The organism is Lentzea sp. NPDC003310 (assembly GCF_040610935.1).
GTDB lineage: Bacteria > Actinomycetota > Actinomycetes > Mycobacteriales > Pseudonocardiaceae > Lentzea.
The window spans coordinates 131,941-155,160 of sequence record NZ_JBEXNC010000007.1; the positions used below are offsets into that span (position 1 = coordinate 131,941).

32 protein-coding genes are annotated in these 23,220 nt (G+C 70.0%); 18 read left to right on the forward strand and 14 right to left on the reverse strand.

Annotation, left to right across the window (positions count from 1 at the left end; translation table 11 throughout):
• Positions 1-10: 10 nt before the first annotated feature.
• On the forward strand, positions 11-913 hold the full coding sequence (locus ABZX02_RS15655; protein WP_355298631.1) for a DMT family transporter: 903 nt from the start codon (positions 11-13) through the stop codon (positions 911-913).
• Here ABZX02_RS15655 and ABZX02_RS15660 read toward each other — a convergent pair.
• From ABZX02_RS15660 to ABZX02_RS15675, 4 genes are all read right to left on the reverse strand, one after another.
• Positions 910-1,545: a hypothetical protein gene (locus ABZX02_RS15660; RefSeq protein ID WP_355298633.1), complete on the reverse strand. Its 636-nt coding sequence runs from the start codon at positions 1,543-1,545 to the stop codon at positions 910-912. The genes ABZX02_RS15655 and ABZX02_RS15660 overlap by 4 nt on opposite strands.
• Positions 1,542-1,850, reverse strand: coding sequence for a hypothetical protein (locus tag ABZX02_RS15665; protein WP_355298635.1), 309 nt, complete (start codon positions 1,848-1,850; stop codon positions 1,542-1,544). The genes ABZX02_RS15660 and ABZX02_RS15665 overlap by 4 nt, the downstream gene beginning before the upstream one ends.
• A 3-nt stretch (positions 1,851-1,853) precedes the next feature.
• The gene (locus tag ABZX02_RS15670) at positions 1,854-2,600 is read right to left on the reverse strand and encodes a hypothetical protein (protein WP_355298637.1); all 747 of its coding nucleotides are present in this window, start codon (positions 2,598-2,600) and stop codon (positions 1,854-1,856) included.
• A 74-nt stretch (positions 2,601-2,674) separates the two neighbouring features.
• Entirely contained in the window at positions 2,675-3,355 is a 681-nt protein-coding gene (locus ABZX02_RS15675) for a Crp/Fnr family transcriptional regulator (protein WP_355298638.1), read from the reverse strand.
• A gap of 60 nt (positions 3,356-3,415) precedes the next feature.
• Between ABZX02_RS15675 and ABZX02_RS15680 the strand changes: the two genes are divergently transcribed.
• The 5 genes from ABZX02_RS15680 to ABZX02_RS15700 all read left to right on the forward strand — a co-directional run bounded on the left by ABZX02_RS15680 (position 3,416) and on the right by ABZX02_RS15700 (position 6,175).
• Entirely contained in the window at positions 3,416-4,186 is a 771-nt protein-coding gene (locus ABZX02_RS15680) for a Crp/Fnr family transcriptional regulator (RefSeq protein ID WP_355298640.1), read from the forward strand.
• A gap of 100 nt (positions 4,187-4,286) precedes the next feature.
• A complete protein-coding gene (locus ABZX02_RS15685) occupies positions 4,287-4,835 on the forward strand; it encodes a hypothetical protein (RefSeq protein WP_355298641.1) in 549 nt (182 codons plus the stop codon).
• A 49-nt stretch (positions 4,836-4,884) separates the two neighbouring features.
• On the forward strand, positions 4,885-5,427 hold the full coding sequence (locus tag ABZX02_RS15690) for a hypothetical protein (RefSeq protein ID WP_355298643.1): 543 nt from the start codon (positions 4,885-4,887) through the stop codon (positions 5,425-5,427).
• 74 nt (positions 5,428-5,501) lie between these two features.
• On the forward strand, positions 5,502-5,819 hold the full coding sequence (locus ABZX02_RS15695; RefSeq protein WP_355299134.1) for an MmcQ/YjbR family DNA-binding protein: 318 nt from the start codon (positions 5,502-5,504) through the stop codon (positions 5,817-5,819).
• The gene (locus ABZX02_RS15700; protein WP_355298645.1) at positions 5,816-6,175 is read left to right on the forward strand and encodes a VOC family protein; all 360 of its coding nucleotides are present in this window, start codon (positions 5,816-5,818) and stop codon (positions 6,173-6,175) included. Before ABZX02_RS15695 ends, ABZX02_RS15700 begins: the two co-directional genes overlap by 4 nt.
• Before the next feature lie 59 nt (positions 6,176-6,234).
• Here ABZX02_RS15700 and ABZX02_RS15705 read toward each other — a convergent pair whose 3' ends face one another.
• Positions 6,235-7,089, reverse strand: a complete 855-nt coding sequence (locus tag ABZX02_RS15705) for a tat pathway signal sequence (RefSeq protein WP_355298646.1) — start codon at positions 7,087-7,089, stop codon at positions 6,235-6,237.
• A 160-nt stretch (positions 7,090-7,249) separates the two neighbouring features.
• On the opposite strand from ABZX02_RS15705, the gene ABZX02_RS15710 reads away from it, so the two are divergent.
• Genes ABZX02_RS15710 through ABZX02_RS15720 form a run of 3 tightly spaced genes read left to right on the forward strand, consistent with a single transcriptional unit; the run spans position 7,250 to position 8,834 of the window.
• Positions 7,250-7,672, forward strand: a complete 423-nt coding sequence (locus tag ABZX02_RS15710; protein WP_355298648.1) for a hypothetical protein — start codon at positions 7,250-7,252, stop codon at positions 7,670-7,672.
• Positions 7,673-7,725: 53 nt separating this feature from the next.
• Positions 7,726-7,893: a helix-turn-helix transcriptional regulator gene (locus ABZX02_RS15715; protein WP_355299136.1), complete on the forward strand. Its 168-nt coding sequence runs from the start codon at positions 7,726-7,728 to the stop codon at positions 7,891-7,893.
• Entirely contained in the window at positions 7,890-8,834 is a 945-nt protein-coding gene (locus ABZX02_RS15720) for an NAD(P)-dependent alcohol dehydrogenase (protein WP_355298649.1), read from the forward strand. The genes ABZX02_RS15715 and ABZX02_RS15720 overlap by 4 nt, the downstream gene beginning before the upstream one ends.
• Here ABZX02_RS15720 and ABZX02_RS15725 read toward each other — a convergent pair.
• Positions 8,792-9,973, reverse strand: coding sequence for an amidohydrolase family protein (locus ABZX02_RS15725; protein ID WP_355298651.1), 1,182 nt, complete (start codon positions 9,971-9,973; stop codon positions 8,792-8,794). The genes ABZX02_RS15720 and ABZX02_RS15725 overlap by 43 nt on opposite strands.
• 38 nt (positions 9,974-10,011) lie before the next feature.
• Positions 10,012-10,647, reverse strand: coding sequence for a GTP cyclohydrolase II (ribA, locus tag ABZX02_RS15730; RefSeq protein ID WP_355298653.1), 636 nt, complete (start codon positions 10,645-10,647; stop codon positions 10,012-10,014).
• A 92-nt stretch (positions 10,648-10,739) separates the two neighbouring features.
• Here ribA and ABZX02_RS15735 point away from each other — a divergent pair, with 92 nt between their 5' ends.
• From ABZX02_RS15735 to ABZX02_RS15750, 4 genes are read left to right on the forward strand one after another with little or no spacing between them, the layout of a single operon-like run.
• Positions 10,740-11,150 (forward strand): 6-carboxytetrahydropterin synthase, encoded by a 411-nt coding sequence (locus tag ABZX02_RS15735; RefSeq protein WP_355299137.1) that lies wholly within the window; start codon positions 10,740-10,742, stop codon positions 11,148-11,150.
• The gene (locus ABZX02_RS15740) at positions 11,128-12,099 is read left to right on the forward strand and encodes a glycosyltransferase family 4 protein (protein ID WP_355298655.1); all 972 of its coding nucleotides are present in this window, start codon (positions 11,128-11,130) and stop codon (positions 12,097-12,099) included. Before ABZX02_RS15735 ends, ABZX02_RS15740 begins: the two co-directional genes overlap by 23 nt.
• On the forward strand, positions 12,096-12,875 hold the full coding sequence (locus ABZX02_RS15745; RefSeq protein WP_355298657.1) for a class I SAM-dependent methyltransferase: 780 nt from the start codon (positions 12,096-12,098) through the stop codon (positions 12,873-12,875). The genes ABZX02_RS15740 and ABZX02_RS15745 overlap by 4 nt, the downstream gene beginning before the upstream one ends.
• A complete protein-coding gene (locus ABZX02_RS15750; protein ID WP_355298659.1) occupies positions 12,875-13,834 on the forward strand; it encodes a lysylphosphatidylglycerol synthase transmembrane domain-containing protein in 960 nt (319 codons plus the stop codon). The genes ABZX02_RS15745 and ABZX02_RS15750 overlap by 1 nt, the downstream gene beginning before the upstream one ends.
• On the opposite strand, the gene ABZX02_RS15755 is transcribed toward ABZX02_RS15750, so the two are convergent.
• Together ABZX02_RS15755 and ABZX02_RS15760 are read right to left on the reverse strand one after the other, a co-directional pair.
• Positions 13,751-14,443 (reverse strand): creatininase family protein, encoded by a 693-nt coding sequence (locus ABZX02_RS15755; RefSeq protein WP_355298660.1) that lies wholly within the window; start codon positions 14,441-14,443, stop codon positions 13,751-13,753. The two genes, ABZX02_RS15750 and ABZX02_RS15755, sit on opposite strands and share 84 nt — an antisense overlap.
• Positions 14,430-15,407 (reverse strand): zinc-binding alcohol dehydrogenase, encoded by a 978-nt coding sequence (locus tag ABZX02_RS15760; protein ID WP_355298662.1) that lies wholly within the window; start codon positions 15,405-15,407, stop codon positions 14,430-14,432. Before ABZX02_RS15760 ends, ABZX02_RS15755 begins: the two co-directional genes overlap by 14 nt.
• A gap of 41 nt (positions 15,408-15,448) precedes the next feature.
• On the opposite strand from ABZX02_RS15760, the gene ABZX02_RS15765 reads away from it, so the two are divergent.
• Both ABZX02_RS15765 and ABZX02_RS15770 read left to right on the forward strand, forming a co-directional pair.
• On the forward strand, positions 15,449-16,183 hold the full coding sequence (locus ABZX02_RS15765; protein WP_355298664.1) for a CDP-alcohol phosphatidyltransferase family protein: 735 nt from the start codon (positions 15,449-15,451) through the stop codon (positions 16,181-16,183).
• Positions 16,176-16,577: a DoxX family protein gene (locus ABZX02_RS15770; RefSeq protein ID WP_355298666.1), complete on the forward strand. Its 402-nt coding sequence runs from the start codon at positions 16,176-16,178 to the stop codon at positions 16,575-16,577. The genes ABZX02_RS15765 and ABZX02_RS15770 overlap by 8 nt, the downstream gene beginning before the upstream one ends.
• Here the strand turns inward: ABZX02_RS15770 and ABZX02_RS15775 are convergent.
• The gene (locus ABZX02_RS15775; protein WP_355298668.1) at positions 16,558-17,364 is read right to left on the reverse strand and encodes a dihydrofolate reductase family protein; all 807 of its coding nucleotides are present in this window, start codon (positions 17,362-17,364) and stop codon (positions 16,558-16,560) included. The genes ABZX02_RS15770 and ABZX02_RS15775 overlap by 20 nt on opposite strands.
• On the opposite strand from ABZX02_RS15775, the gene ABZX02_RS15780 reads away from it, so the two are divergent.
• Complete coding sequence (locus ABZX02_RS15780; protein WP_355298669.1) at positions 17,306-18,880, forward strand: sulfatase-like hydrolase/transferase; 1,575 nt, start codon at positions 17,306-17,308, stop codon at positions 18,878-18,880. The two genes, ABZX02_RS15775 and ABZX02_RS15780, sit on opposite strands and share 59 nt — an antisense overlap.
• Here the strand turns inward: ABZX02_RS15780 and ABZX02_RS15785 are convergent, their stop codons facing one another.
• The 3 genes from ABZX02_RS15785 to ABZX02_RS15795 all read right to left on the reverse strand — a co-directional run bounded on the left by ABZX02_RS15785 (position 18,881) and on the right by ABZX02_RS15795 (position 20,737).
• Positions 18,881-19,399, reverse strand: a complete 519-nt coding sequence (locus tag ABZX02_RS15785; RefSeq protein ID WP_355298671.1) for a DinB family protein — start codon at positions 19,397-19,399, stop codon at positions 18,881-18,883.
• Positions 19,400-19,546: 147 nt separating this feature from the next.
• Entirely contained in the window at positions 19,547-19,735 is a 189-nt protein-coding gene (locus ABZX02_RS15790; RefSeq protein ID WP_355298673.1) for a hypothetical protein, read from the reverse strand.
• 36 nt (positions 19,736-19,771) lie between these two features.
• Entirely contained in the window at positions 19,772-20,737 is a 966-nt protein-coding gene (locus tag ABZX02_RS15795) for a prenyltransferase/squalene oxidase repeat-containing protein (RefSeq protein ID WP_355298675.1), read from the reverse strand.
• A 57-nt stretch (positions 20,738-20,794) separates the two neighbouring features.
• Between ABZX02_RS15795 and ABZX02_RS15800 the strand changes: the two genes are divergently transcribed.
• Both ABZX02_RS15800 and ABZX02_RS15805 read left to right on the forward strand, forming a co-directional pair.
• Positions 20,795-21,529 (forward strand): hypothetical protein, encoded by a 735-nt coding sequence (locus ABZX02_RS15800; protein ID WP_355298676.1) that lies wholly within the window; start codon positions 20,795-20,797, stop codon positions 21,527-21,529.
• Positions 21,519-22,088, forward strand: a complete 570-nt coding sequence (locus ABZX02_RS15805) for a DinB family protein (RefSeq protein ID WP_355298678.1) — start codon at positions 21,519-21,521, stop codon at positions 22,086-22,088. The genes ABZX02_RS15800 and ABZX02_RS15805 overlap by 11 nt, the downstream gene beginning before the upstream one ends.
• On the opposite strand, the gene ABZX02_RS15810 is transcribed toward ABZX02_RS15805, so the two are convergent.
• Positions 22,019-23,173: an MFS transporter gene (locus ABZX02_RS15810; RefSeq protein WP_355298680.1), complete on the reverse strand. Its 1,155-nt coding sequence runs from the start codon at positions 23,171-23,173 to the stop codon at positions 22,019-22,021. The genes ABZX02_RS15805 and ABZX02_RS15810 overlap by 70 nt on opposite strands.
• Positions 23,174-23,220: the final 47 nt, after the last annotated feature.

Genomic DNA, 23,220 nt, shown 5'->3' on the forward strand with positions numbered 1-23,220 from the left:
TAACGTTATCGTGCCGGCGGGGGTAACACTCGGCGCGCTCGGCGTCCTGGGTTTCAGCTTCTCGCTGCCCGCCACCCGCCTCGCCGTGGCAGGACTGGACCCGTGGTTCGTCGCGTTCGGACGCGCGCTGGTGGCGGGCATCCTGGCGATCGCCTACCTCGCGTTGTCGCGAGCCCCACGGCCGTCGGTGACGCAGCTCCGCCGGCTGGTCGTCGTCGCCCTCGGCATCGTGATCGGCTTCCCGCTCTTCACCTCGTTGGCCCTCACCACGCAGACCTCGGCCCACGGCGCCGTCGTGATCGCCGTCCTGCCCATGTCCACCGCGATCTGGGCCGTCCTGCGCGCCTCCGAAAGGCCACCGCTCCGCTTCTGGCTCGCCAGCGGCGCCGGCCTGCTCGCGGTACTCGGTTTCGTCGCCACCGGCGGCGGTTTCTCCGGCTCGCTGGGCCTCGCGGACCTCTACCTGTTCGTCGCCGTCGTGTTGTGCGGCCTGGGTTACGCCGAGGGCGGCGCGCTCTCCCGCGAACTGGGTGGGGCGAGAACGGTCTGCTGGGCGCTCGTCGTCTCGCTGCCGGTGACGCTCCCGATCTCCTTGTACACCGCGGACTTCTCCCGCGCCGACGGCGTCGTGTGGCTCAGCTTCGGCTACGTCTCCCTGATCTCGATGTTCCTGGGTTTCTTCGCCTGGTACGCGGGTCTCGCCGCGGGCGGCGTCGCCAAGATCGGCCAGATCCAGCTGGCCCAACCGGTCCTGACGCTGCTGTGGTCGGCCCTCGTGCTGGGCGAGCCGGTCGGCTGGCCCGCCCTCGCGACCGCGGCCGTCGTGCTCGTCTGCGTCGTGCTGACCCAGCGCAGCCGCGTGCCGAGCGGATCTCGTGGCACGCCCGTGCCTTCAGTGAGTCATCATCGTTAGCGCCTCGCCAGGTTCGCGAGCTTCATGTTCGGTGCCTGCCCGCACGTGTACTGACCGTTCTGCAGGATGAACGGGTCGCCCGCGCGCTCCGCGTCGCCCGCGTCGAGGTAGATGCGCTTCAGCGTCGCGAGCTGGGTGGACTGGTCGGCCGCGAGGAAGTCGCGGCACGTGTGGGACCCGGTGAGCACCGCGGCGCCTCCGCCACCGGGGTCCGCCGGGATCTCGGCGATCACGTTGACCACCGCGCGTCCGGCCAGGAAGAGGGCCACCACCGCCACCCCGGCGACCAGGATGCCGCCGTAGTTGGTCTTCTTGTTGTTGTGGGTGTTGTGGCTGTCCCGCACGTCGCCACCGGCGATGATGCCGTCGGTCACGCTGATGGAGCCACCGGCGGAGATCGTGGTGCCGTGGAACGCCGGCAGCTGTGCGGTGACGGAGCGGCGGAAGTTCTGGTCCTCCTCCAGCAGGACGGTCACCTCGCCGACCAGGACCTGCGGGTCCGGGCCGCGGAGGTCGTACCGCGCGAAGAGGGCCTGCAGCGCCTGGGCGCGGTTCACCTCGTCGGGCTGGTGCAGCTGCCTGAGCTCCAGGCGCCGCACCAGGTCGACGGCGGTCGTCGCGATCTTCTTCACAGGCCCGCCGCCGGGGACAGGCAGTAGACGGCGTCGTCGGGCTCGTGCTTGAGCTCGATGCCGCCGAAGGACCGGCCGCTCGGGCAGGACTGCTCGTACTCGAGCACGGCCGTGATCTTGTACACCGGGTCCGTGAAGGACTTCTCGTCGAAGCCCTTCGCGGGGCAGTCGGCGGAGGTGATGTCGGTGCCGCCGAGTGCCACTCGGGTGCGCACGCACTCGCCGACCTCGTGCTTGCTGTCGAGCAGGCCGCAGCCGGACGCGGTCAGCGCGATCACGAAACCCAGCGCCAGCAGTCTTCTCATCGGTCATCCTTTCCGTCGGCGCCACCACGGGAGGTGGTGGCGTTCTGTCGTGATCACGTCGCCTCCGGCGAGGACGCCGTTGTCGACCCGGATGTCACCGCCCGCGCTGATGTGGGCGCCGTGGTGATGGGACGCCGGCTGGTGCGGCTCGGGCTGTTCGGGTGACGTCGCGGCGGGCCGTGCGGCGACGCCTCCGGGCACGTGCAGCCAGGCCCGCACGGTCGTCTCCTTCACCCGAACCTCGACGGGCTGGAACACGCGGCCGGCCATCCCGGGGTAGTCGTGCCGCACGGTGCTCTCGTACAGGGAGTCCGAGACCATCACGACGCAGCGGGCGGTCGTCCCGGCCAGGGCGTCGCGCAGCACCTGCGAGTCGAGCAGCCGGAACGGCAGGATCACGTCCGAGCCGGCGAACCCCTTGACGTCGCGGTGGATCTCACCGCCGTGGGCGGCGACGCGGACCTCCATCCCGGTCCCGTCGGGGTTCGCAGGCGCCTCCCCGACGCGGCGCATCAGTTCGGTGAGGACGGGGCCCAGCACCGCGGTCTTCGGCACCGTCGCCGGTACGACGACGAGGATTCCGTCCCCGCGGTCCTCGTGCGCGCAGTCGTTCCAGCGCACGCCGCCCGCGCCGAACGACTCGATCACGATGCGGTACAACGACTTCCGCGTCGTGAGCATGGACGTGTTGCTCAGGCCGCTGAAGGACCGGACGTCGAGGGTGAGCACCAAGCCGGGCAAGGGATCCATGCCGGCCAGTGCAGCACCGCCTCCGGCGCTTTTCGCGCCGTCTGCGTCACATGCGGCACAGCGGCCACGAACCGTTATGTCGCACGGAGAGCAGCCAAGTCGTGCACCACGACGACACCTCGACGATCAGTCGAGATGAGACGTTGCGCGCGCAGCGTGCGCAACGCGCGCACGACCGACTCACGGGACAGTCTCAGTTGTTCGGCGAGTGCGGACTGCGATCCGATGGGGATCCTCAGCCTGCCGTGCTCGTCACCGCGGAACTCCTCCGCGAGCCGCACCAACGAGTCGACGACGCGGGTGAAGGCGTCGTTCGCCTGGCTCTCCAGCAACTCGTCGGCCTCGCGCAGGCGTTCGGACACCACCGCGCACAACGTCAGCACCACGTGCGGGTACCTCGCGAAGAGACCGTCCAGCTCGTGCTTGCCGAGCAGGATCGCCCTGACCTTCGTGTCGGCGACGACAGCGCCCGGCCGCGCCCCCGCGTCGATCACGGCCTGCTCGCCGACGATGTCGCCGGCCCACCGCGTCGCGACCGCTCTCCCTCCCTCACCGAGGATTCGGACACGTCCGCTGTAGATGATGGCCGCCCACCGGGTGCGGTCGTCGGCGGAGATCAGCTCCGCGCCCCTGGCGAAACAGCGGAATCGGGCGTTCGTCGCGAACGCGGTTCTCTCGGTCTCGGTGAGACGACGCCAGAAACTTCCTTTACGGTGTTCCCTGGTCACCGAGGCGAGGACTTGGGTGGTTGTCATGTTCGGTCCTGACCTTCGTCGGATGCGGCAATCCCAGTCATCGCTCGGATCGAGCAAGATGTGACCGCACTGCTCCTGTCGAATGAATGCCCGAGGTTCCCCGTTGCGTTTCGGCTGCGGCGAGCGATGTGCATGCGAGTTCGCCCGCTGAGGAAAGAAGTGGACATGCGTGGGCTCGCATTGGACGTCGTCACGAGGGAACAGCGTCCGGACAGCTTCTGGTGCCTCCTCTCCCCGGAGGAGCGGAGGAAGCTCGCCGACGTGGGGGAGGTGCGGCCCTTCACCCGGCAGAACACGCTGATCAGGGCGGCGGCAACGGGATCGTGCGTGGCGGTCGTGCTCAGCGGCCGGGTTCGAGTGCTGGGCGAGGACGGTGAACGGGTCGTCGCGACGCGGTTCGCCGGTGACATCATCGGTGAGCAGGCATTTCTCGACAACGGGGTCAGATCCGCCACGGTCGTGGCCGTCACGAACGTGCGCGCGCTCGTCCTGACCGGAGAACAGTTCGACCGGGTCGTCGCCGAACATCCGGGCGTCCTGCGCCTTCTCGGCGCGGTCGTGTCGAAACGGCTGCGCGAATCCGACGCCAGTCTGCTGGAACGGGGCGGTGGCGCCGCCGACAAGGTGCGGCGATTCCTGGTCGGCCGCGCCGCGGCCGGTCCGGTGATTCACATCGGGTCGCAGGAGGAATTGGCCAGAGAACTGGACATCTCCCGTTCCTCGGTCGGTCGCGCATTGGCACAACTCAAGCGGAATAACCTCGTGTCGGTCGACCGCGCGCGCATCTCGATTCGCGATCTCGCGGAGCTGAAGAGGCAGATCGGGCTATAACGAAATGCCGCGTCTGTGCCGCACGTGACGCACAACGGCCGTCCCGCGCCCACCTCCGGTGGTGGAGTGCCGGGCACTGGCCGACCTGAGGGAGACGAACGTGCAGCCACAGTCCGGAATGCCTCCGCGCGACGAGCGAGCGGGCTCGAGCGTCTCCGCGGGCGGCTCGATCAACGCGAGCAACGGCGTCATCGCGGGCGGCAACGTCAGCGGCAGCAACAACACCGACAACCGCAAGAAGACCAACTACGGCGGCATCCTGGTCGCGGCGGTGGCGATCGTCGCGCTGTTCCTGGTGGGACGGGCCGTGGTCGTCAACCTGAGCGGCGACGACGGCGCCGCCGGTGGCACCGACGTGACGCAGACCGCCGTCGGGACCTGGACCGCGTCGGACGGCACCGGCACGAAGACGTTCGGCGGCAACGGCGCGCAGTGCGAGGGCTTCTACTACCACCAGGGCAAGCCGCTCGACATCGGCGGCCCGATGACCTGCACGCTGTCCACCGCGCCCGACGACCAGAACCGCCACTCGCTGCTCGTGAAGCAGGGACCCAACCAGGCGACCTTCAAGATCGCCTTCGACCGGGCCGACCACGCGGTCGTCTACGGGGCGAACGGCGCCCAGCTCTACGAGCTCACCCGGTTCTGACCCCGCCGAGCGGCCCGGAATTGTCAGACCCTCCTGCCATCCTCGGACCATGCCCATCGAAGTCGCGAGCAAGCGGCGCAAGCTGAAGCGCCCGGACGCGCTCGTCCTCGACGTGACCTCCCGCGGCCCGGAGCCGTGGGTGCGCTTCAGCCCGTTCTTCCCGCACGGCGGGATCCCGGTGCCGCTGTCGCCGGGCGTCACGAGCGAGTCCGTCGAGGGCCTGTGGCAGGCGCTGAAGGTCTTCGAGTCGGCCGATGTCGACGCGTCGAAGCTCGCGGTCACGTCGATGAAGGGCCTGAAGCGCACGGTCCGCCGGTTCGGGCCGGTTCGCGGGCACCGCGCGGGGCTGACCGGTGACCGGTTGCTCGACTACCGCACGGCGCGGCTGGAGATCTACTTACCTGCCTACCGCTGGGTTCTGGAGCACCGGCTGCGGGCCGAGGTGGAGCGGTTGCACGCGCTCGCGGAGTCCGCTGACGTGGTGTTGCTCGACTACACGACGAACGGGGAGGTCGACGACCTGAGCACGCCGCTGTCGCACGCCGCGCTGGTGGCCGACCAAGTGCGGCGGCTCGGTGCGGCCGCGTCCTGAAAGCCGGATTTATACTTTCCGCTCTTCGGCTTTGGGGGTCGGTGGTGGCGACTACGAACAAGCAGCTCTTCGAGATGGTGGACGGGCTCGCGGAGGTGCAGCGCTCGTCCGGTCAGCAGTACGACACGTTCCGCGTGCGCGGCAAGGTCTTCGGGTACTACTGGCCGCGCACGCAGACGGTCGGGCTGAAGCAGACGCTGTCCGAGCAGCAGGCGCTGGTGGCGGAGCGGCCCGAGGTGTTCGAGGAGCAGTTCACGGCCGGGGGCTTCGGCTGGGTCGTGGTGCACCTCGAAGGCGTCGACGCCGACGAGCTGGCGGAGCTGGTGTTCGAGGCCTGGCGGTTGTCGGCGCCGGAGGAGCTCGTCGCCCAGGTCCCGGACCTCGCGCGATGAGGCGGGTCAAGTTCGAGCTGCCCGCGGACGACCTGGCGCGGGCCACGGCCTTCTACCGCGACGTGTTCGGCTGGTCGGCGCTTCAGCTGCCGTTCGACTACGTGCTGGTCGACGCCGGTGGGAAGCCGGTCGACGTCGCGGACGCCGACGGCGGGATCTCGCCGCGCACCGAGTTCGTGCAGGGGCCCGTGCTGATCGTGGAGGTGCCGAGCATCGACGTGGTGGCGCGCAAGGTCGAGGAGGCCGGGGGCGTGCTGCTCAACGCCAAGGAACGCGTTGGCGACCACGGGTTCTCGCAGTACGTGAAGGACAGCGAGGGCAGCGTGCTGTGCCTGTGGGAGTCGATTCAGGGCTGACGACGCACGCTCGCGGGCCTGCGTGCTGTCGCGCGTGCTCCCGGACACCCCGCTGACGTTCAGCGGAACAGGATGCGCGTGATCTCGGTGTCGGTCGCGCGCCCCTCGTCGTACGCGCCCTCGCCCTTGAGGTTGTTCATGATCGCGAGCGTGTACCGCTGGTCCTGGCCGACGAACCCGACCGAGTTCATCACCCAGCCACCGTCCTCTTCGGACCAGCCGTTCTTCGCGCCGGAGTCCGGGCCCCACACGCCCCACTGCTGGACGGGTCCGACCTGACGCATCTGCCCGAGGATGTACTCGCGGTCGTCCGCCGGCACCGAGTCGAGGACGTAGTTCATCAGGCGGTCGAGGTCGTTCGCCGTGCACTTCTCGAAGCCCCAGTACGGGAACGCCGACGTGTATCCCTTTTGTGGCACCAAATCGGTCATTCCGTACTTCGGGAACGCCGCGTTGAACGTCGCGCCGGTGTACTTGCGCCACAACGAGTCGGCCGCGTCGTCGTCGGACGTGTGCAGCATCGCGTTCATCAGGCTGCGGTCGTCCGCGCTGAGCTTGATCTTGCCGGTGCGCTGGCGCTCCAGGAGGTTCACCACCATCGCGAGCTTGATCGTCGAGGCCGTCCACGTCATGTCGCCCGCGTGGTCGTTGCGCCAGACCGCGCCGGACTTGCGGTCGCGCAGCACGAAACCCGTGGTCCCCGGCCGTGTCTCGGCGTAGTCCTGAGCGGCCTTGATCCGCTTCTGGAAGTCGCACTCGAACCCGCTGTCGGGGAGCGGGCAGACCTCCGGCGTGGCGACGAGAGGTGCCGCCGCGGGGGTGTGGGTGCGTGCGGCGGCGGGTGGTTCCGCCGTCACCGCGTGCCCGCACGCCGTGAGGGCAAGCGCGCACGCAACGAGAATCGGACGGAGCATGAGCGGCACGCTAACGGGTCCGATCGGATGCGGTCGACCGCCATACGGACGCGTTGGTCACGGGCCGGTCACGGCCTGGTCGAGTCAAAGATGTTTGACACGGTGTCTGGTTCGTTTTACCTTGGTGATGTCAGGTTTCTTTGACATCAGGAGCGGGACCATGGCGTTCGAGGAGAAGCGGGCGTGGGCACTGGCGGTCATCTCGGCGGTGGGATATGCCGTGTACGTCTTACTTGTCCTGAACGGAGTTGACGGCCGTCCGCTCGTCGAGGCGCCGTACGTCGGCGCGATGCTGTGGACGATTGGGTTCGGCATCGTCGCGGGCATCGTGTCCGGGATCTGGTTCGGCATCGCGTCGCGCCACGACGGGCTGCAGGCCGACGAGCGCGACCGCGAGATCGGCCGCTTCAGCGACCAGATCGGCCAGTCGTTCGTCGTCATCGGCGGTATCGCCGCGATGGCGCTCGCCATGTTCGAGGCGCCGCACTTCTGGATCGCCAACGTGCTGTACCTGGGCTTCGTGCTGTCCGCGGTGCTCGGTTCGCTGGCGAAGATCGCGTTCTACCAGCGGGGAACGGTGTGAAGCCCACGAAAGTCACGAACTCCATCCGTGCGCTGCGGTTCGCGCGCGACGAGATGAAGCAGGCCGATCTCGCCGCGGCCATCGGCGTGACGCGGCAGACGTTGATCGCCATCGAGCAGGGCAGGTACTCACCGTCTCTCGAGGTGGCTTTCAAGATCGCCCGCGTGTTCCAGGTGCCGCTGGAGGACGTTTTCCACTACCCGGAGGAGGAAGAGCTGTGAAGGCTGTCGTGCAACGAAGATACGGATCGGCGGTGCTCGGTGACCTCGATGTGCCTGTGCCTGGGAAGGGCGAGGTTCTGCTGGAGGTGCGGGCGGCGGGCGTCGACATGGGCGTCTGGCACATCCTCACCGGCAGGCCGTACCTGTTGCGGATCCTCGGTTTCGGGTTCCGCGCGCCGAAGTCGGTCGTGCCGGGACGGGACGTCGCCGGCGTCGTGACGGAGGTCGGCCCCGGTGTCACCGGGTTCGAGGTCGGCGACGAGGTGTTCGGCACGTGCGAGGGGTCGTTCGCCGAGCACGCCGTCGCGCCGGTCTCCCGGCTGGCGCGCAAGCCGCGGAACACCTCGTTCACCGAGGCGGCCGCGGTGCCCATCTCGGGCGCCACCGCGTTGCAGGGGCTGCGCGGAGTCCAGCCGGGGCAACGGGTTCTGGTGCTCGGCGCGGGCGGTGGCGTCGGCTCGTACGGGGTGCAGATCGCGAAGGCGCTGGGCGCGCACGTGACCGGGGTGTGCAGCACCCGCAAGGTCGACCTGGTGCGGTCGCTGGGCGCCGACGAGGTCGTCGACTACACCGTCGCGGACTTCACCGGCACGTACGACCTGATCCTGGACTGCGGCGGCGCCAGGCCGTTCTCGCTGCTGCGCAAGGCCACCACCGACCGGGGCCGGATCGTGCTCGTGGGCGCGGAGACCGGCGGGGCGATCACGGGCGGGTTCCACAAGCTGATGGCCTCACCGCTGCTGAACCTGTTCTCCTCCAAGAAGTTCGTCCCGCTGATGTCCGCCGAGTGCGCCGACGTGTTCGACGAGCTGCGCGCACTGGTCGAGGCCGAGAAGGTGAAAGCCCCCGTGGACAAGGTCTTCCCGCTCTCGGAGGCGCTCGACGCGATCGACCACGTCTACTCGCGGCGGTCGGTCGGCAAGACGGTCGTCGCGATCTGACCACCGATCACCACGGTCGTCACGTGGTGCAACGCCGTGATGTCCCGCATCGGGTTCCCCTGCACGGCGATGACGTCCGCGTCCCAGCCGGGCTTCAGCACGCCCTTGCTCACGCCGCACGCCCGCGCCGCCTGACTGGTGGCGCTCGCGAGCACCACGGAGTTCGGCAGGCCGGCCTCGATCATGTTGCCGAGGGCGTGGGCGGTGATCCCGTGCCCCTTGCCCGGTGCGATGCCGCCGTCGGTGCCGGAGACGGCGCGCACGCCGTGGTCGTGCATGCGGCCGACCGCGTCGATCTTCGCGGCGAGGCTCATCCCCATGCGGTCGAACGCCTCCTGGATGTGCGGCGGCGGTTCGGACGTGGAGCCGAGCGTGTGGCAGACGGCGATGTCGGCCTCCGCCAGCGCGTCCATCAGGTCGGCGGGGAGCACCATCGCCCCGCCGGCCAGGCACGTGCAGTGCTCGATGCCGTCGACGCCCGCGGTCACGGCGTGCCGGACCGCCGCGAGGCTGTGGGCGTGCGCGGTCACCGGGAGGCCCAGCGAGTGGGCCTCCTCGACCACGACGCGCAGGTCGTGCTCGGTGAACTGGCAGTCGTCGACGACCGTGCCGGGGGTGGCGAACCCGCCGCTGGCCATGATCTTGACGATGTCGACCCCGCGCTCGGCCCGCTCGCGGACGGCCCGGCGCAGCTCCTCGTCGCCGGTCGCCTCACCGCCCATCGACCAGCAGTGGCCGCGCGGGCTCGTGATGGGAGGCCCGGAGGCGAGGACGCGCTGCCGGAACCGGTCGCGCTGGTCCGTCACGGCCCACGCGCGGTCGCCCAGGTCCCGCACGGTGGTCACGCCCGCCCGGAGGTGGAGGTCGAGGCTCTCCTCGATCACCGAGTCCAGGTGCTCCGGCGTGAACGACGGCAGGCGGTCGAGCGCGCCGAGCCCGCCGTCCCCGCACAGGTGCACGTGGGTGTCGACCAGTCCGGGTAGGACGGTCGCGGTGCCGAGATCGACCACCTCGGCACCGGGCACGTCGGGGTGGCCGTGCTCGACGGCCTTGATCTTCCCGCCCTCGGTGACGACCGTGACGGGGCCGGCGATCGACCTCTCACCGTCGAACGCACGCTCTGCCCGCAACGCCAGCATCAAGGCATTTTGAGCCCCACATGCTGGGAAAGCAATGGTCAGCGAGCGTGTGGCAGCGTCGAGAACTCGTCGACCTGCGGCAGGTCGTGGCCGAGCCGGTCCCGCTTCGCCGTCAGGTACGCGATGTTGTGCGCGTTGGGGGTCATCAGCGACGGCACGCGCGCGGTCACCGAGATCCCGTTCGACTCCAGCGCCGCGATCTTGTCCGGGTTGTTGGACATCAGCCGCACGGACTGCACGCGCAGGTGCTTCAGCACGCGGGCGGCGGGGGAGTAGTCGCGCACGTCGACCGGCAGGCCGAGCGACGTCGCCGAGTCCAACGTGTCCAGTCCCTGGTCCTGCAGCACGTGCGTGCGGATCTTCGACACCAGGCCGATGCCGCGACCTTCGTGCCCGCGCAGGTACACGAGGATTCCGCTGCCTTCACGCACGATGGTGTTCAGCGCCGCGTCGAGCTGTTCGCCGCACTCGCAGCGCATCGCGGCGAAGATGTCGCCGGTCATGCACTCGGAGTGGATGCGCACGAGGACGTTCTCGCGCAGCTTCGTCTTGCCGTAGACGAGGGCCATGTGCTCGTGACCGTCCGCGCGGAACGCGACTGCTCTGAAGGTGCCACGGCGTGTCACCAGATCGGACTCTGCCACGTCTTCGTCGTTGAAGGCCTGTTCGAACATCTCCGGTCCCCTTGTCGCCAGGCGCCTTCCGAACGTGCAGCTACGCTCGGATGGAGGTCGCACCGTAACCCGACCGCACAGCGGAGGTCATCCTGTTCAGCATCACCGTCCGCGATCACGTGATGATCGCCCACAGTTTCCGCGGCGAGGTCTTCGGTCCAGCGCAACGTCTGCATGGAGCAACGTTCCTGGTGGACGCAACGTTCAAACGGGCTGAGCTCGATTCGGACAACATCGTCGTCGACATCGGACTCGCGACCCAGGAGCTGAACAAGGTCCTGGCTGCGTTCAACTACCGCAACCTGGACGAAGAACCCCAGTTCGCGGGCATCAACACCTCCACAGAGTGGCTCGCGAAGCACATCGCGGACCAGCTCGCGGACAAGATCTCCGAGGGCGCTCTCGGTGAGGGCGCTCACGGGATCGATGCGATCGCCGTCACACTCCACGAGTCGCACGTCGCCTGGGCGAGCTACGAACGTGCACTTCGTCCTTCCGGCTGACGTCGGGGATCCGGGCAGTCCCAGCGGCGGCAACGTCTACGACCTGCGCGTGAGCGCGGGTATGGACCGTGTGCTCGTCGCTGGTGACTGGCCGCGTCCCGCCGACGCCACCGCGTTGGAGCAAGCGCTTGCGGCCCTCCCGCACGGAGACGTCGTGCTCCTCGACGGTCTCGTGAGCTGCGGACTACCCGAGATCGTCGTTCCTCACACACGAAGACTGAAGATCGTCGTCCTCGTCCACCTGCCGCTGGCCGACGAGACGGGCCTCGACCCGGCGGTCGCGCGGGACCTCGACGCCCGCGAAGGGCAGGTCCTCCGGGCCGCACGGGCCGTCGTCGCGACCAGTCCGACGGCCGCCCGCGAGATCGAACGCCGGCACGGGCTCACCGGCGTCCACGTCGTCGTCCCCGGCGTCGACCCGGCGCCCCTCGCGCACGGTTCGGACGGGGTCCACCACCTGCTCTGCGTCGCGTCCATCACACCCCGCAAAGGCCACGACCTGCTGGTCAGGGCGTTGCGGAGGATCGACCGCGACTGGCGGCTGACGTGCGTCGGCCCGCACCGGCCGTTCCTGCACGAACTGCCGCGCGACGACCGCGTCAGCTTCCCCGGGCCACTCGCCGGCGAGGCCCTGACCAGCGCGTACACGTCCGCCGACCTGTTCGTGCTGACCTCTCGCGCCGAGACGTACGGCATGGTCGTCACCGAGGCCCTCGCACACGGTCTGCCGGTCATCGCGAGCGCCGTCCCGGACGCGCTCGGGGACGGCGGTCTGCTTATTCCAGCTGGGGACGAATATGCATTGGAAGCTGCGTTAACGCGCTGGTTCCAAGATCAGGATTTCCGCTCGGAACTGCGCGCGCGAGCCCTCGGCCGACGGGCTCGTCTGTCCACTTGGGATCAATCCACAGAGGACCTGCGGAGGGTGCTGGCTACGCTCCGGCCATGACCTTCGCCCCGGAATGGCTGGCACTGCGGGAGAACGCCGACGCACAGGCGCGCTCGACCGAGCTCGCGGACACCCTCCGCGAAACTCTGGTGAACCGAAACCCCCTGACGATCCGTGACCTCGGGTGTGGCACGGGATCGATGGGACGTTGGCTCGCCGGGAGGCTCGGCGGCGTGCAGCACTGGGTGCTGCACGACCGCGACCCCCGGCTGCTCGAGCTCGCGGAGGCGAGCATGAGCGCGCTGCCGGACGTCACCGCCGAGACGCGTGAGGGCGACCTCACGTCCCTGGAAGCCGCCGACCTCGCGGGCGCCGACCTGGTCACGTGCTCCGCGTTGCTCGACCTGCTCACCGCCGAAGAGATGAACGCTCTGGCACTGGCCTGCGTAGAAGCTCATGTGCCCGCACTGTTCACGCTCTCGGTGGCAGGCCGGATCGAACTCGACCCGGCCGAGCCGCTCGACGCCGCCTTCCAGGACGCGTTCAACGCCCACCAGCGTCGCGTCGTGGACGGGCGCCGTCTGCTCGGACCGGACGCTCCGGCCGCCGCCCGCGAGGCGTTCGCGGCGGCGGGAGCGTCGGTCCGGACGGCTCAGAGCCCCTGGCGCATGAATGGCGACGCCCTGCAGCGGGAATGGCTGAAGGGCTGGGTCGACGCCGCGGTGGAGCAGGAACCCGCACTCGCCGCCGAGGCCTCGGAGTACCTGCGTCGCAGGTCAGAGGCCTCCGCGGTGGTCCACCACGTCGACCTGCTGGCACTACCGGGAGCTGTGTGATGAAGAAGTTCTGGCCGTGGCTCCGCCTGCTGCTGGCGGTGGGCATCCTGGTCGCCCTGGGTCTGCGCCTGGGCACCGGGGCGTTCCTCGACGGACTGCGCGCGATCGACGCGTTCTCCATCGCCGCCGCACTGGCGATCGGGCTCGTGACGACGGTGCTCAGCGCGGGTCGCTGGGTCCTCGTCGCGCGCCGCCTCGGCCTGCCGCTGACCCTGCGCACCGCGGTCGGCGACTACTACCGCGCCCAACTCGTCAACGCCGTGCTGCCCGCGGGCGTGCTCGGCGACGTGCACCGCGCGGTCCACCACGGCCGCGAGTCCGGCGACGTCGGACGGGGCGTGCGCGCCGTGTTCTTCGAGCGCATGGCGGGTCAGGTCGTGCTCATCGGGATCGGGCTCGCGGTGCTGCTCACGCACCCCGCGCCCGGCCTCGACCTCGCGCCGGACGGCATCACGGCCGGCCTGGTCGTCGCCGGTCTGGCGCTCGCCGCGGCCGTCGGCTGGCAGATCAGGCCGGTGCGCCGGGTGCTGGTCAACACCCTCGCCGACGGCATCCGGCTGTTGTCGTTCCGGACCTGGCCGGCCGTCCTCGGACTGTCGGCCGCCACGGTCGCGGGCTACGTCGCGATGTTCCTGGTGGCCGCCCGCGCCGCCGGGTCCGACGCCACGGTCACCCAGCTCGCGCCGGTCGTCGTGCTGGCGCTGCTGATCATGGCGATCCCGGTCAACATCGGCGGGTTCGGCCCGCGCGAGGCGTTCCTCGCGGTGGCGTTCGGTGCCGCCGGACTGGGTGCCGCGCAGGGCTTCACCACGGGCATCGTCTACGGCGTGCTGGCGCTCATCGCCGCTCTGCCCGGCGCGGTCGTGCTGCTCGTGTCACGGCGCAAGGCCCAGCAGCCCCAGGTAGTGGCCGAAGGACTCGGTCAGCCCCGCGAGCAGGAGCTGGCCCTTGCCCGCTGACGCGAGCGACGGACGCCCGACGACGCCGGACTCCGTGTACGGCGCCAGACCCAGGGTGAGCATGTGCCGCCGGTCCTCCGCCAGGTGGTCGGCGGACTCGTAACCGGGACGGATCAGATCGGGGTGGGCGTGCAGCAGGATCGAGGTCTCCAGCTCACCCGCGTGCATGTCGCTGTACGCCGAGGTCTCGACGCCCGCCTTCTCCCGCGCGAACGCCCAGTCGTCGCGTCCGGGGAAGAGCGCCAGGTTCTCGCCCTCCTGCACGACGTTCGACAGCACGTAGTTGCCGCCGTGCCCGTTGACGAGCACCAGGTGCGTGACACCCGTGCGGCGCAAGGACTCCGCGATGTCCTCGACCACTGAGATCAACGTGCGCGCGGAGATGCTGACGGTCCCCGGCCAGTCGGCGTGCTCCTGCGAGCACGAGAACTGGATCGGCGGCAGCAACCGCACCTCGGGGTACCTCGCGGCGATCTCCGACGCGATGGTCCACGCGATCACCGAGTCCGTGGCGAGCGGCAGGTGCGGGCCGTGCTGCTCGGTGCTGCCGACCGGGAGCACGGCCACGCGCTTGCCGCGGACGTCGACCGTGGTGTCACTCGGGAACATGGTCCCGACCGTAGTCAATCCGGTGGCACAGCGCCGGAATCTCCCCGTCCGCGAGCTTCGGCATGACGTCCGGGAGCTCCTCGAACGCGCTGTGGCCCGTGATGAGCGCGTCGAACCGGTCGTCGGCGAGCAGGTCGAGCGCGACCGCCAGGCGTTCGGCGTAGGTGCGGTCCGGGCGGCCGACCGCGCCGACCTGGCTGCTGCGGATCGTGAGCCGGCGGGAGTGGAAGAACTCGCCCAGCGGCACCGAGATCTTCCGGTCGCCGTACCAGCTCAGCTCGACCACCCGGCCTTCCGGCGCGAGCAGGTTCAACGCCGTGGTGAGGCCCTGTTCGGTCGCACTGGCGTGGAAGACCAGGTCACAGCCGTCGAGCGCGTCGCCGGGGAGCGCGAAACCGACCCCGAGCGCCGCCGCGACGGCCTGCCGACCGGGGTCCGCGTCCACGAGCTCGACCCGCGCTCCGGGGAACGTCGCGAGCACCGCCGCGATGCTCGACCCGACCATGCCGCCGCCGACCACCGCGATCCGGTCGCCGATCAACGGCCGCGCGTCCCACACGGCGTTGACCGCGGTCTCGACGGTGCCCGCGAGCACGGCCCGCTCCGCCGGAACCGCCTCCGGCACGGGCGTGACGGAGCTCTCCGGGACGACGTACCGAGTCTGATGTGGATAGAGGCAGAACACCGTGCGGCCGCGGAGGTCGCCGTTCTCGACCACGCCGACGTTGAGGTAGCCGTACTTCACCGGCCACGGGAAGTCGCCCTCCTGGAACGGTGCGCGCATCACCTCGTGCTGGTTCTCCGGCACGCCACCGCGGAACACGAGGGTCTCCGTGCCGCGGCTGACACCGGAGAACAGCGTGCGCACCTCGACCTCACCGGGACCGGGTTCGGCCAGTGTGACCTGCCGTACTTCCCCGTTTCCCGATTCATTGAGCCAAAAGGCACTCGCCGTACGTGTCACTCACAACACCTCCGCCGCACGAAGTTCGTTAGGGGCACCTGATGATCACACTTCAGCACACCAGGACCGCGCCCGTCCTGCGCGAGCCTGCCATCTGGGCGGGCTTCCAGGTCCTCGCGCTGGCCGTGGTCGCCGCGACCGCCGGGCTCGGCCCGCTCGGCTGGGCCGCCGGTCTCGCCTACGGCTTCGCCACCTGGGCGTTCCTCGGCTACGGCATGCAACGCCACCGCGTCGCGGCATTAGGACCGGCCGACCGCGTCACGCTCGCCCGCGGCCTGATGGTCGGCGCGGTGACGGCCCTGGTCGCCGACCGCGCGGGCCAGGACGTGCCGGTCGCCCTGGTCGTCACGCTGGCGGCCGTCGCGTTGTCCCTCGACTGGGTGGACGGCCAGGTGGCCCGCCGCACGGGCACCTCGACCGCTCTGGGCGCGCGGTTCGACATGGAGGTCGACGCCTTCCTGATCCTGGTGCTGAGCGCGTACGTGGCCGTCCACCTGGGTCCGTGGGTGCTCGCGATCGGGCTCATGCGTTACGTGTTCGTCGCCGCGTCCTGGCGCCTGCGCTGGATGAACGCGCCGCTGCCCGCGAGCTACGCCCGCAAGGTCGTCGCCGCGGTCCAGGGGATCTTCCTCGTCGTCGCGGCCTCGGGCCTGCTGCCGTTCGCGGGCGTGCTCGTTGGTCTCGCGTTGGCATCGTTGGTGTGGTCGTTCGGTCGCGATGTGTTGTGGCTGTGGAACAACGCGGCGGTCCCGGTGGGAGAATCCCGCCATGTCTGAGCAGACCTCGACCGCGGCGAAGATCGGCAACATCGTCGTCTGGATCCTGCAGATCGTGCTCGCCGTGGAGTTCGTGAGGAACGGCTACTCGCTGTTCACCGACCAGTTCGTCGCGAAGTTCGACGACATCGGGTTCGGCCAGTGGTTCCGCTACTTCACCGGTGCGCTGGAGATTGCCACCGCCATCGGCCTGCTCGTCCCGCGCATCTGCGGCCTGGCGGCGCTGGCGCTCGCCGGCATCATGACCGGCGCGGCGCTCACCGAGGTGTTCCTCGTGACCAACGGCGGCCTGAAGGGCGCGATGTGGCCGTTGATCTACGTGGTGTGGGCGCTGGTGATCGCGGTCTACCGCCGGGAGCAGATCCTCGGCGCGCTCAAGCTGGTGCGGAAGTGACTTTCGGGAAGTAGCGGAGCACCGCGACGTCCCCGACTTTCGTGACGTCCTCCAGGTGGAATCGGCGTGCCGGTCCACCGGGGAATTCGGCGGGATTCACGAAACGCGGGGCCGTCGCCTGACCGATCAGCATCGGTGCGACCGCCACCCGGATCTCGTCGGCCAGTCCGGCCGCCAGGAACGCCGTGTGAATGCTCGTGCCGCCTTCGACCATGAGCTTGCGCACGCCGCGTGCGCCGAGATCGTCCAGAATCTCCGGGAATTCGCTGAAGGTCTTCGTTTCGGCGAGGTGGCCGACGGTGGTCGAGGGATTCCGCGAGTAGACGACCCGGTCGCCGCCGCAGTGCCAGAACCGCAGCTCAGGGTCCAGGTCGCCGCTCCTCGTGACGGTGGCGCGCAGCGGGTACTCCGGTTTGCCCGCAGCGATTCTCGCCGCACGCCGTTCGTCGCTGTAGACGAGCAGTCGCGCGTTGTCCCGCCGCAGTGTCTCGGCTCCCGCCAGAATCGCGTCCGACTCCGCGCGCAACCGGTCGATCTCGTCGAAGTCCGCGGAGTTGGAAAGCGGGAACCTCTCGGTGCCGCGGTCGTCGATGTGGCCGTCGAGACTGACGGCGACGCTGAGCAGAACGTGCGGGCGGGTCACGGGAACCGATCGTAGAGGAGTTGAACCGGTCGCGGGCCGGGCCGCGTTTACCTCGTAGGGTCTGGAAAGGGGATTCTCGGTGAGGATGTTGTTGCGGCGAGCGGTCACGGTCCTGGCCGGGCTGTTCGTGGTGGTCGTGCTCATCGCGCCGAGCGACCTCGAGAAGTTCACCCCCGAGGCGTTCCTGCGGGTGCCGCTGGAAGGTCTCGTCGGCGTGATGGTCCTGGTGCTGCTGCCGGACCGGTTCCGCAAGCCGGCCGCCGTCGTCGGCGGTGTGGCGCTGGGGCTCTTCACCGTCGTGAAGATCATGGACATCGGCTTCGACGTGGTGCTGTACCGGCCGTTCGACCTCGTGCTGGACTGGCCGTTGCTGGTGCCCGCCATCGACTTCGTGGACGTGACGTTCGGCCGGTTCGCCTCCGTGCTCGCGGTGGTGCTGGCGGTCGCGCTGGTGGCCGGCATCGTGTGGCTGGCCGCGGCGTCCGTGCTGCGCCTCGGATCTGTCGCCGCCGGACGTCGTCCGGTCGCGATCCGCGTGGTGGCCGCGGCGGTGGTGGCGTGCGTTTCGCTTGCCGTGCCGGGGGTTCCGGTCTACTCCGACGCCGCCGCGACGTCGCTCGTGGACCACGCGCGGCGCGTTCAGGCCGGGCTGAACGACAAGGAGGTGTTCGCGGCGGAGGCCTCGGTCGACGCGTTCCGCGGGCACCCCGGGCTGCTGTCCTCGTTGCAGGGCAAGGACGTCGTGTTCACGTTCGTGGAGAGCTACGGAAAGTCCGCCCTCGACATGCCGGACGTGGCCGCGAAACTGGCGCAGGGCAACGATCGGCTGAAGGCCGCCGGGTACTCGGCGAAGTCCGCGTACCTGACCTCGCCGACCGCGGGCGGTGGCAGCTGGATGGCGCAGGCGACGTTGTTGTCCGGGCTGTGGATCGACAACCAGCAGCGCTACCGCAACCTCGTGGCGTCGGACCGGCTCACGCTGCCGCGCGCGTTCCGCGAGTCGTCGTGGCGGTCGGTGGGTGTCGTCCCAGGCATCACGCAGGCGTGGCCGGAAGGCGACTTCTTCCACTACGACAAGATCTACGCCGCGCAGGACCTCGGCTACCAGGGGCCGCGCTTCGGCTACGCGACCACGCCGGACCAGTTCACGCTGGAGTCGTTCCAGCGCAACGAACGCGCGAAGCAGCACGGTCCGGTGATGGCGGCGATCCCGATGGTGTCCTCGCACGCGCCGTGGTCGCCGACGCCGGACTTCGTGGACTGGGAGGAGCTCGGCGACGGCTCGATCTACTCGACCATGCCCGCCTCGAACGACCCGCCGGAGTCGATCTTCGGCCGCGACCCGGCGGCCGTGCGCGCGGACTACGCGCACTCGATCTCGTACTCGCTGGAGTCCGTGGTCTCGTACCTGGAGCGCTACGGCGACGAGAACCTGGTGATGGTGTTCCTCGGCGACCACCAGCCGGCGCAGATGGTGACCGGCGAGGGAGCCTCCCGGGACGTGCCGATCACCATCGTCGCCAAGGACCCGGCCGTGATGGCCGAGGTGCGGGGCTGGCGGTGGGACGACGGGATCAAGCCGGGAGGGTCGGCCCCGGTGTCGCGGATGAGCGACTTCCGGGACCAGTTCCTCTCGACCTTCTCGCCGCCGAATGCCTGATCAGCCCATGGTCTTCTGGCCGTCGATCGTCTCGCGGATGATGTCCGCGTGGCCCGCGTGCTGCGAGGTCTCCGCGACGATGTGCACGAACACTCGCCGGGCCGACCAGGTCTTGCCCTCGGGGAACCACGGCGCGGCGGGCAGCGCGTGCGAGAGGTCCATGTCGACCGTCTCGACGAGCTTGTCGGTGTAGGCCGCGATCTCGTTGTACTCGGCGATGATGCTCTCCAGCGTCTCGCCCGGCTCCATCCGGAACGTGCGCGCGTGGTTCTCGTAGTCCTCGGACTCCGGGTCGGTCTCCATCGCCGAGGTGCCCTGCTCGATGAACCGCACCCAGCTCCGCTCGACCGTGCCGACGTGCTTGATGAGGCCGCCGATGCACAGCGCGCTGGCCGTCGGGCTCGACGCCGCCTGCTCGTCGCTCAGGCCCTGCGCGGTGAACGTCAGGAACCAGCGGTGCTGCCGCAGGGTCTCGAGGAGGTCCGCGCGCTCGCCGGTGAGGATCTCGGTGGTGGTCATCGCTGTAGTCCTTCGCTCGTTTGTCCCGACACAAAGGACTCTAGGACCACTTGAGGTCAGCTTGTGTCCTAGACGAACGGCCGCTCTAGCGGGACTTGAGCGAGATTCGAGCGATCCCGGCCTGACCTGGGCGTCACTCTCCGTGACTCAGTCGTCCAGGTAGCCGTCGCCTGGTCGATCGACGCGGCCGCCGCCCTCCTCGGTCTCCTCGATGTGCATCGCGGTCTCCTCGGGCGCGGTCACGTGCTCGCCGTCCTCCGCGACGGCGACCGCGTCCGGTTCCTCGTCGACGGGCTCGCCGCCGCCCAGCGGTGTCGTGAACTGGTGCTCGGTCATGCCCTCGTGATTTCCGGGGAACCGGACGCGCAAACGTCAGCAGTGCGGTGTGGGCGCTCCGTCCCGGCCGCCGCCGCGCAACGTCACGAGGTTCGCGCGGGTCAGCCCCAGGACGGCCTGCGCCGTCGCCCGCGGCGCGGTGGCCCGGTCGAAGCCCGACGAGTCGAACGCGATCGCGCCCTTCTCCACGCCGTCGCACCCGACCTGCAGCGACTTCAGGTAGTCGCGCGCCTTGACCGCCGAGCGGCCGCGCACGACCTGGGCCGCGAGACCGGTGCTGTTGGCGTTCGAGCCGCCCTGCGCGCTCGGGAACCCGCCGTCGGCCTGCTGCTTCGACTCGAGCCACGTGAGCGCGCGTCCGACGGGCTCGCCCTGCGAGCGCAGCGCCTGCACGACGATCGCGGTGGCGTCCACGTCGCTCACGCACGGCGACGTCTCGAACGTGACGGGGAAGCCGCCGTCGGGGCACTGGCTCGCGGCCAGGTAGGCCGCACCCCTGGCGTCCCGGCCCAGCGCCAACAGGGCGTACGACTGGGTGAAGGCGTTCGAGAAGTCACCGAACGCCGAGCGGTCGGAGAAGCGGCCGGACGGCGCCTGCAGCCCCCGGAGCCCGGCGATCAGGTCCACCCCGGCGAACGCGCGCGGGTCCTTGCCCTTCACCCGTGCCGCCACGGCCAGCTTGGCGTGCGCGCCCGCGTACGACTCGCCGTCCGCGCCGAGGTACCCGCTCGCGATCTCCGGCTTCGCGAGCCACGCGACGGCGCGGTCCGCGTAGTCGTCGGCGGTGCGGGTGGCCGCGAACGCGAAGATCGCGTCGATGGTCAGGCCCTGGTCGGGGTACTTCACGCCGCCGAACTCGGTCTCGAGGCGCTCGGCGTCGGCCATCTGTCTCGCGAGCCACCCGGCGGCGGCGTCGACGCGGTGGGCGGTGCCGGCCGAGGCGGGCGCCGCGGTGGTCACGAGGGAGGCGCCGAGCAGGGCGGCGATGATCAGTTTCTGCACCTGCCCGACCCTGCCATTCCGGCCCGCACGACCGCGCCGTTTTGCGAGACTCGTCGCATGCTCCGCGCTCTCGCCCTTCTCCTGGTGCTCACCGCGTGCTCGGCGGCGCCCGCAGGCCAGGTGGCGCCCGCGGACCCGGTGGCCCTGCTCGACGGCTGGCGGCAGGGAACAGGCCGGCAGAAGTCGGTGCGGTTCGACGTCCGGATCGAGGTCGTGGGCAAGATCCCGCGCAAGCAGTCCTACACCGGCGTCCTGCACTCCAGTTGGATGGGCGGCACGCTGCAGGAGGACGTGACCGCTCACTACGAGAGCCGCGACGGCACGACCGACTCCCGCTCGGTCTCGGTCGACCACGACCGCTACCTCCGGCACAGCGACCTCACCCTCCCGCCAGGCAAGGAGTTCTCCTCCATGGGGTTGAACGACGCGCTGTGGGTCGGCCCGCTCACCACCGAACTGACGCTCGCGTCGCGGGAGTACCGCCCCGGCAGCCTGTTCACCAAGATCGACCGCAAGACCGTCCGGCTCACCGGGCGCGACGGCGACCGTTACGTGTTCGAGGCGGGTGGGGTGCCGCACTCGGGCAGCTACGCGAACGGCGACGTGCGGCTCGTCGTCGAGGTGGACGACGAGGACCGGGTCGTCCGCGTCGAGCAGACCACGCCCACGGTCGACGGGCAGACCGAACATCTCACGGCCGTCTACAGCCAGTGGGGCACCGCGCCCGACGTCCCGCGCCCGCCCGCGCAGACCGTCGCACACCCGAAGGAAGTGAAGGTCGATGATCGCTGAGGACCTCCGGCGCTACCTCCAGCAGTCGCGCGACTCGGTCGTGTCCTCTTTGGACGGACTGGGTGAGTACGACGTGCGGCGCCCGCTCGTGCCCAGCGGCACCAACCTGCTCGGCCTCGTCAAGCACCTGATCGGCATCGAGCTCGGCTACCTCGGTGTCAGCGCGGGCCGTCCGGCGTCGTTCACGCTGCCGTGGGTCGAGGACAGGTCGATCTGGCAGAACGGCGACCTGTGGGCCAAGCCCGACGAGTCCCGCGAGTACCTCGTCGGCCTGTACCGCGAGGCCTGGCGGCACTCCGACGAGTCGATCGCGCAGCTCCCGCTGGACGCGCCGGCGAGCGTCGAGTGGTGGCCGGAGGAACGCAGGCAGACGACGTTCGGGCACCTGCTCGTCCGGGTCGTGGCGGAGACCGCGCAGCACGCCGGGCACTGCGACGTCGTGCGCGAGCTGATCGACGGCCGGTCCGGCGCGGACAACCCCGAGGGCTACTACGACCTAGTCCTGAGCATGGCGAGCGCCCCGACCACGGGTCCCGGCACGAGCAGCAGGAACGCGTAGCGCCAGGTCCCGACCTCGGCGACCAGCGGCACGAGCTGGATGCTGACCACCGTCAGCCCGAAGCCCACGGCGGTCAGCGCGGTCAGCGCCGTGCCGACGTAGCGCGGGTCGGCGACCTCGCTCAGCGACGCCGAGAACACCCCGGAGTCCGCGATCACCGAGGCGCCCCAGACCGCGCAGAACGCGATCAGCAGCGGCGTTCCCCAGGCCAGCGGCGAGAGCGCGCAGCACAGCCCGCTCACGGTCAGCGCCCCCACCGCGGCGGGCGCGCGGCCGAACCGGTCCGCCGCCCAGCCGCCGATCAGGCAGCCCGCGAACCCGGCCACGCCCATCGTCAGGAACACCGTGACACCAATGGGTTCCCGCGAGCTCAGCAGGAACGTCGGCAGCCACGTCCACAGCGCGTACAACTCCCACATGTGCCCGAAGTAGCCGAGGTTCACCAGGCGTGGCTTGCGCTCGCGGAACATCTGCACGGCGTACTGCGGGTTCAGCTGCGCGGTAGTCGCGGTCAGGAAGGGACCCGGCCGCACGAACAGCAGCGCGACCACGGCGCCCAGGAACGCGATCAGGGCCGCAGCCACCAGCACCTCGCGCCACGGCAGCCGCCCGAACACGTGGGGGAGCGCCGACCCGAGCGTCAGCGCCCCGATCAGCACGCCCAGCGCCCGGCCGCGGTTGCGGGTCTCGGACCAGGACGCCATCAGCTTCATGCCGACCGGGTAGACCCCCGCCAGCGCCACGCCGGTCAGGAAGCGCAACGGGATCGCGGCGCCGAGCCCGTCCACGACGAGCCCGAGCACCAGCGTGAGCACCGCGCCCACCGCGGCAGAGGTGGCGAGCAGCAGGTGCGGGCGGACGCGGTCGGCCAGGTTCAGCACCGTGGCCCCGACCGCGCCCACGACGAATCCGAGCTGCACGGACGCGGTCAGCCACACCGCCGCGCCCGCGCTCATGCCCCACTCGACCCGGAGCGTGGGCACCACGGCGGACATCGAGAACCACACGGCCAGGCCGAGGACCTGGACGAGTGCGATGGCCGCCCGCTGCACCAGCGGACCGGAGCGCACGGTCGCGAGATTCATCAGGGCATTGTCCGCCTCGGGTGGCGCACCGACCTTGTCGAAAGTTA

Coding starts and splice junctions, on each gene's coding strand:
- ABZX02_RS15665 (WP_355298635.1), bottom strand. CDS start 1,850: ATGAGAAGACTGCTGGCGCTGGGTTTCGTGATCGCGCTGACCGCGTCC.
- ABZX02_RS15670 (WP_355298637.1), bottom strand. CDS start 2,600: ATGGATCCCTTGCCCGGCTTGGTGCTCACCCTCGACGTCCGGTCCTTC.
- ABZX02_RS15675 (WP_355298638.1), bottom strand. CDS start 3,355: ATGACAACCACCCAAGTCCTCGCCTCGGTGACCAGGGAACACCGTAAA.
- ABZX02_RS15690 (WP_355298643.1), top strand. CDS start 4,885: ATGCCCATCGAAGTCGCGAGCAAGCGGCGCAAGCTGAAGCGCCCGGAC.
- ABZX02_RS15695 (WP_355299134.1), top strand. CDS start 5,502: ATGGTGGACGGGCTCGCGGAGGTGCAGCGCTCGTCCGGTCAGCAGTAC.
- ABZX02_RS15700 (WP_355298645.1), top strand. CDS start 5,816: ATGAGGCGGGTCAAGTTCGAGCTGCCCGCGGACGACCTGGCGCGGGCC.
- ABZX02_RS15705 (WP_355298646.1), bottom strand. CDS start 7,089: ATGCTCCGTCCGATTCTCGTTGCGTGCGCGCTTGCCCTCACGGCGTGC.
- ABZX02_RS15710 (WP_355298648.1), top strand. CDS start 7,250: ATGGCGTTCGAGGAGAAGCGGGCGTGGGCACTGGCGGTCATCTCGGCG.
- ABZX02_RS15715 (WP_355299136.1), top strand. CDS start 7,726: ATGAAGCAGGCCGATCTCGCCGCGGCCATCGGCGTGACGCGGCAGACG.
- ABZX02_RS15725 (WP_355298651.1), bottom strand. CDS start 9,973: ATGCTGGCGTTGCGGGCAGAGCGTGCGTTCGACGGTGAGAGGTCGATC.
- ribA (WP_355298653.1), bottom strand. CDS start 10,647: ATGTTCGAACAGGCCTTCAACGACGAAGACGTGGCAGAGTCCGATCTG.
- ABZX02_RS15745 (WP_355298657.1), top strand. CDS start 12,096: ATGACCTTCGCCCCGGAATGGCTGGCACTGCGGGAGAACGCCGACGCA.
- ABZX02_RS15750 (WP_355298659.1), top strand. CDS start 12,875: ATGAAGAAGTTCTGGCCGTGGCTCCGCCTGCTGCTGGCGGTGGGCATC.
- ABZX02_RS15755 (WP_355298660.1), bottom strand. CDS start 14,443: ATGTTCCCGAGTGACACCACGGTCGACGTCCGCGGCAAGCGCGTGGCC.
- ABZX02_RS15765 (WP_355298664.1), top strand. CDS start 15,449: ATGATCACACTTCAGCACACCAGGACCGCGCCCGTCCTGCGCGAGCCT.
- ABZX02_RS15770 (WP_355298666.1), top strand. CDS start 16,176: ATGTCTGAGCAGACCTCGACCGCGGCGAAGATCGGCAACATCGTCGTC.
- ABZX02_RS15780 (WP_355298669.1), top strand. CDS start 17,306: ATGTTGTTGCGGCGAGCGGTCACGGTCCTGGCCGGGCTGTTCGTGGTG.
- ABZX02_RS15775 (WP_355298668.1), bottom strand. CDS start 17,364: ATGAGCACGACCACCACGAACAGCCCGGCCAGGACCGTGACCGCTCGC.
- ABZX02_RS15785 (WP_355298671.1), bottom strand. CDS start 19,399: ATGACCACCACCGAGATCCTCACCGGCGAGCGCGCGGACCTCCTCGAG.
- ABZX02_RS15790 (WP_355298673.1), bottom strand. CDS start 19,735: ATGACCGAGCACCAGTTCACGACACCGCTGGGCGGCGGCGAGCCCGTC.
- ABZX02_RS15800 (WP_355298676.1), top strand. CDS start 20,795: ATGCTCCGCGCTCTCGCCCTTCTCCTGGTGCTCACCGCGTGCTCGGCG.
- ABZX02_RS15805 (WP_355298678.1), top strand. CDS start 21,519: ATGATCGCTGAGGACCTCCGGCGCTACCTCCAGCAGTCGCGCGACTCG.
- ABZX02_RS15810 (WP_355298680.1), bottom strand. CDS start 23,173: ATGAATCTCGCGACCGTGCGCTCCGGTCCGCTGGTGCAGCGGGCGGCC.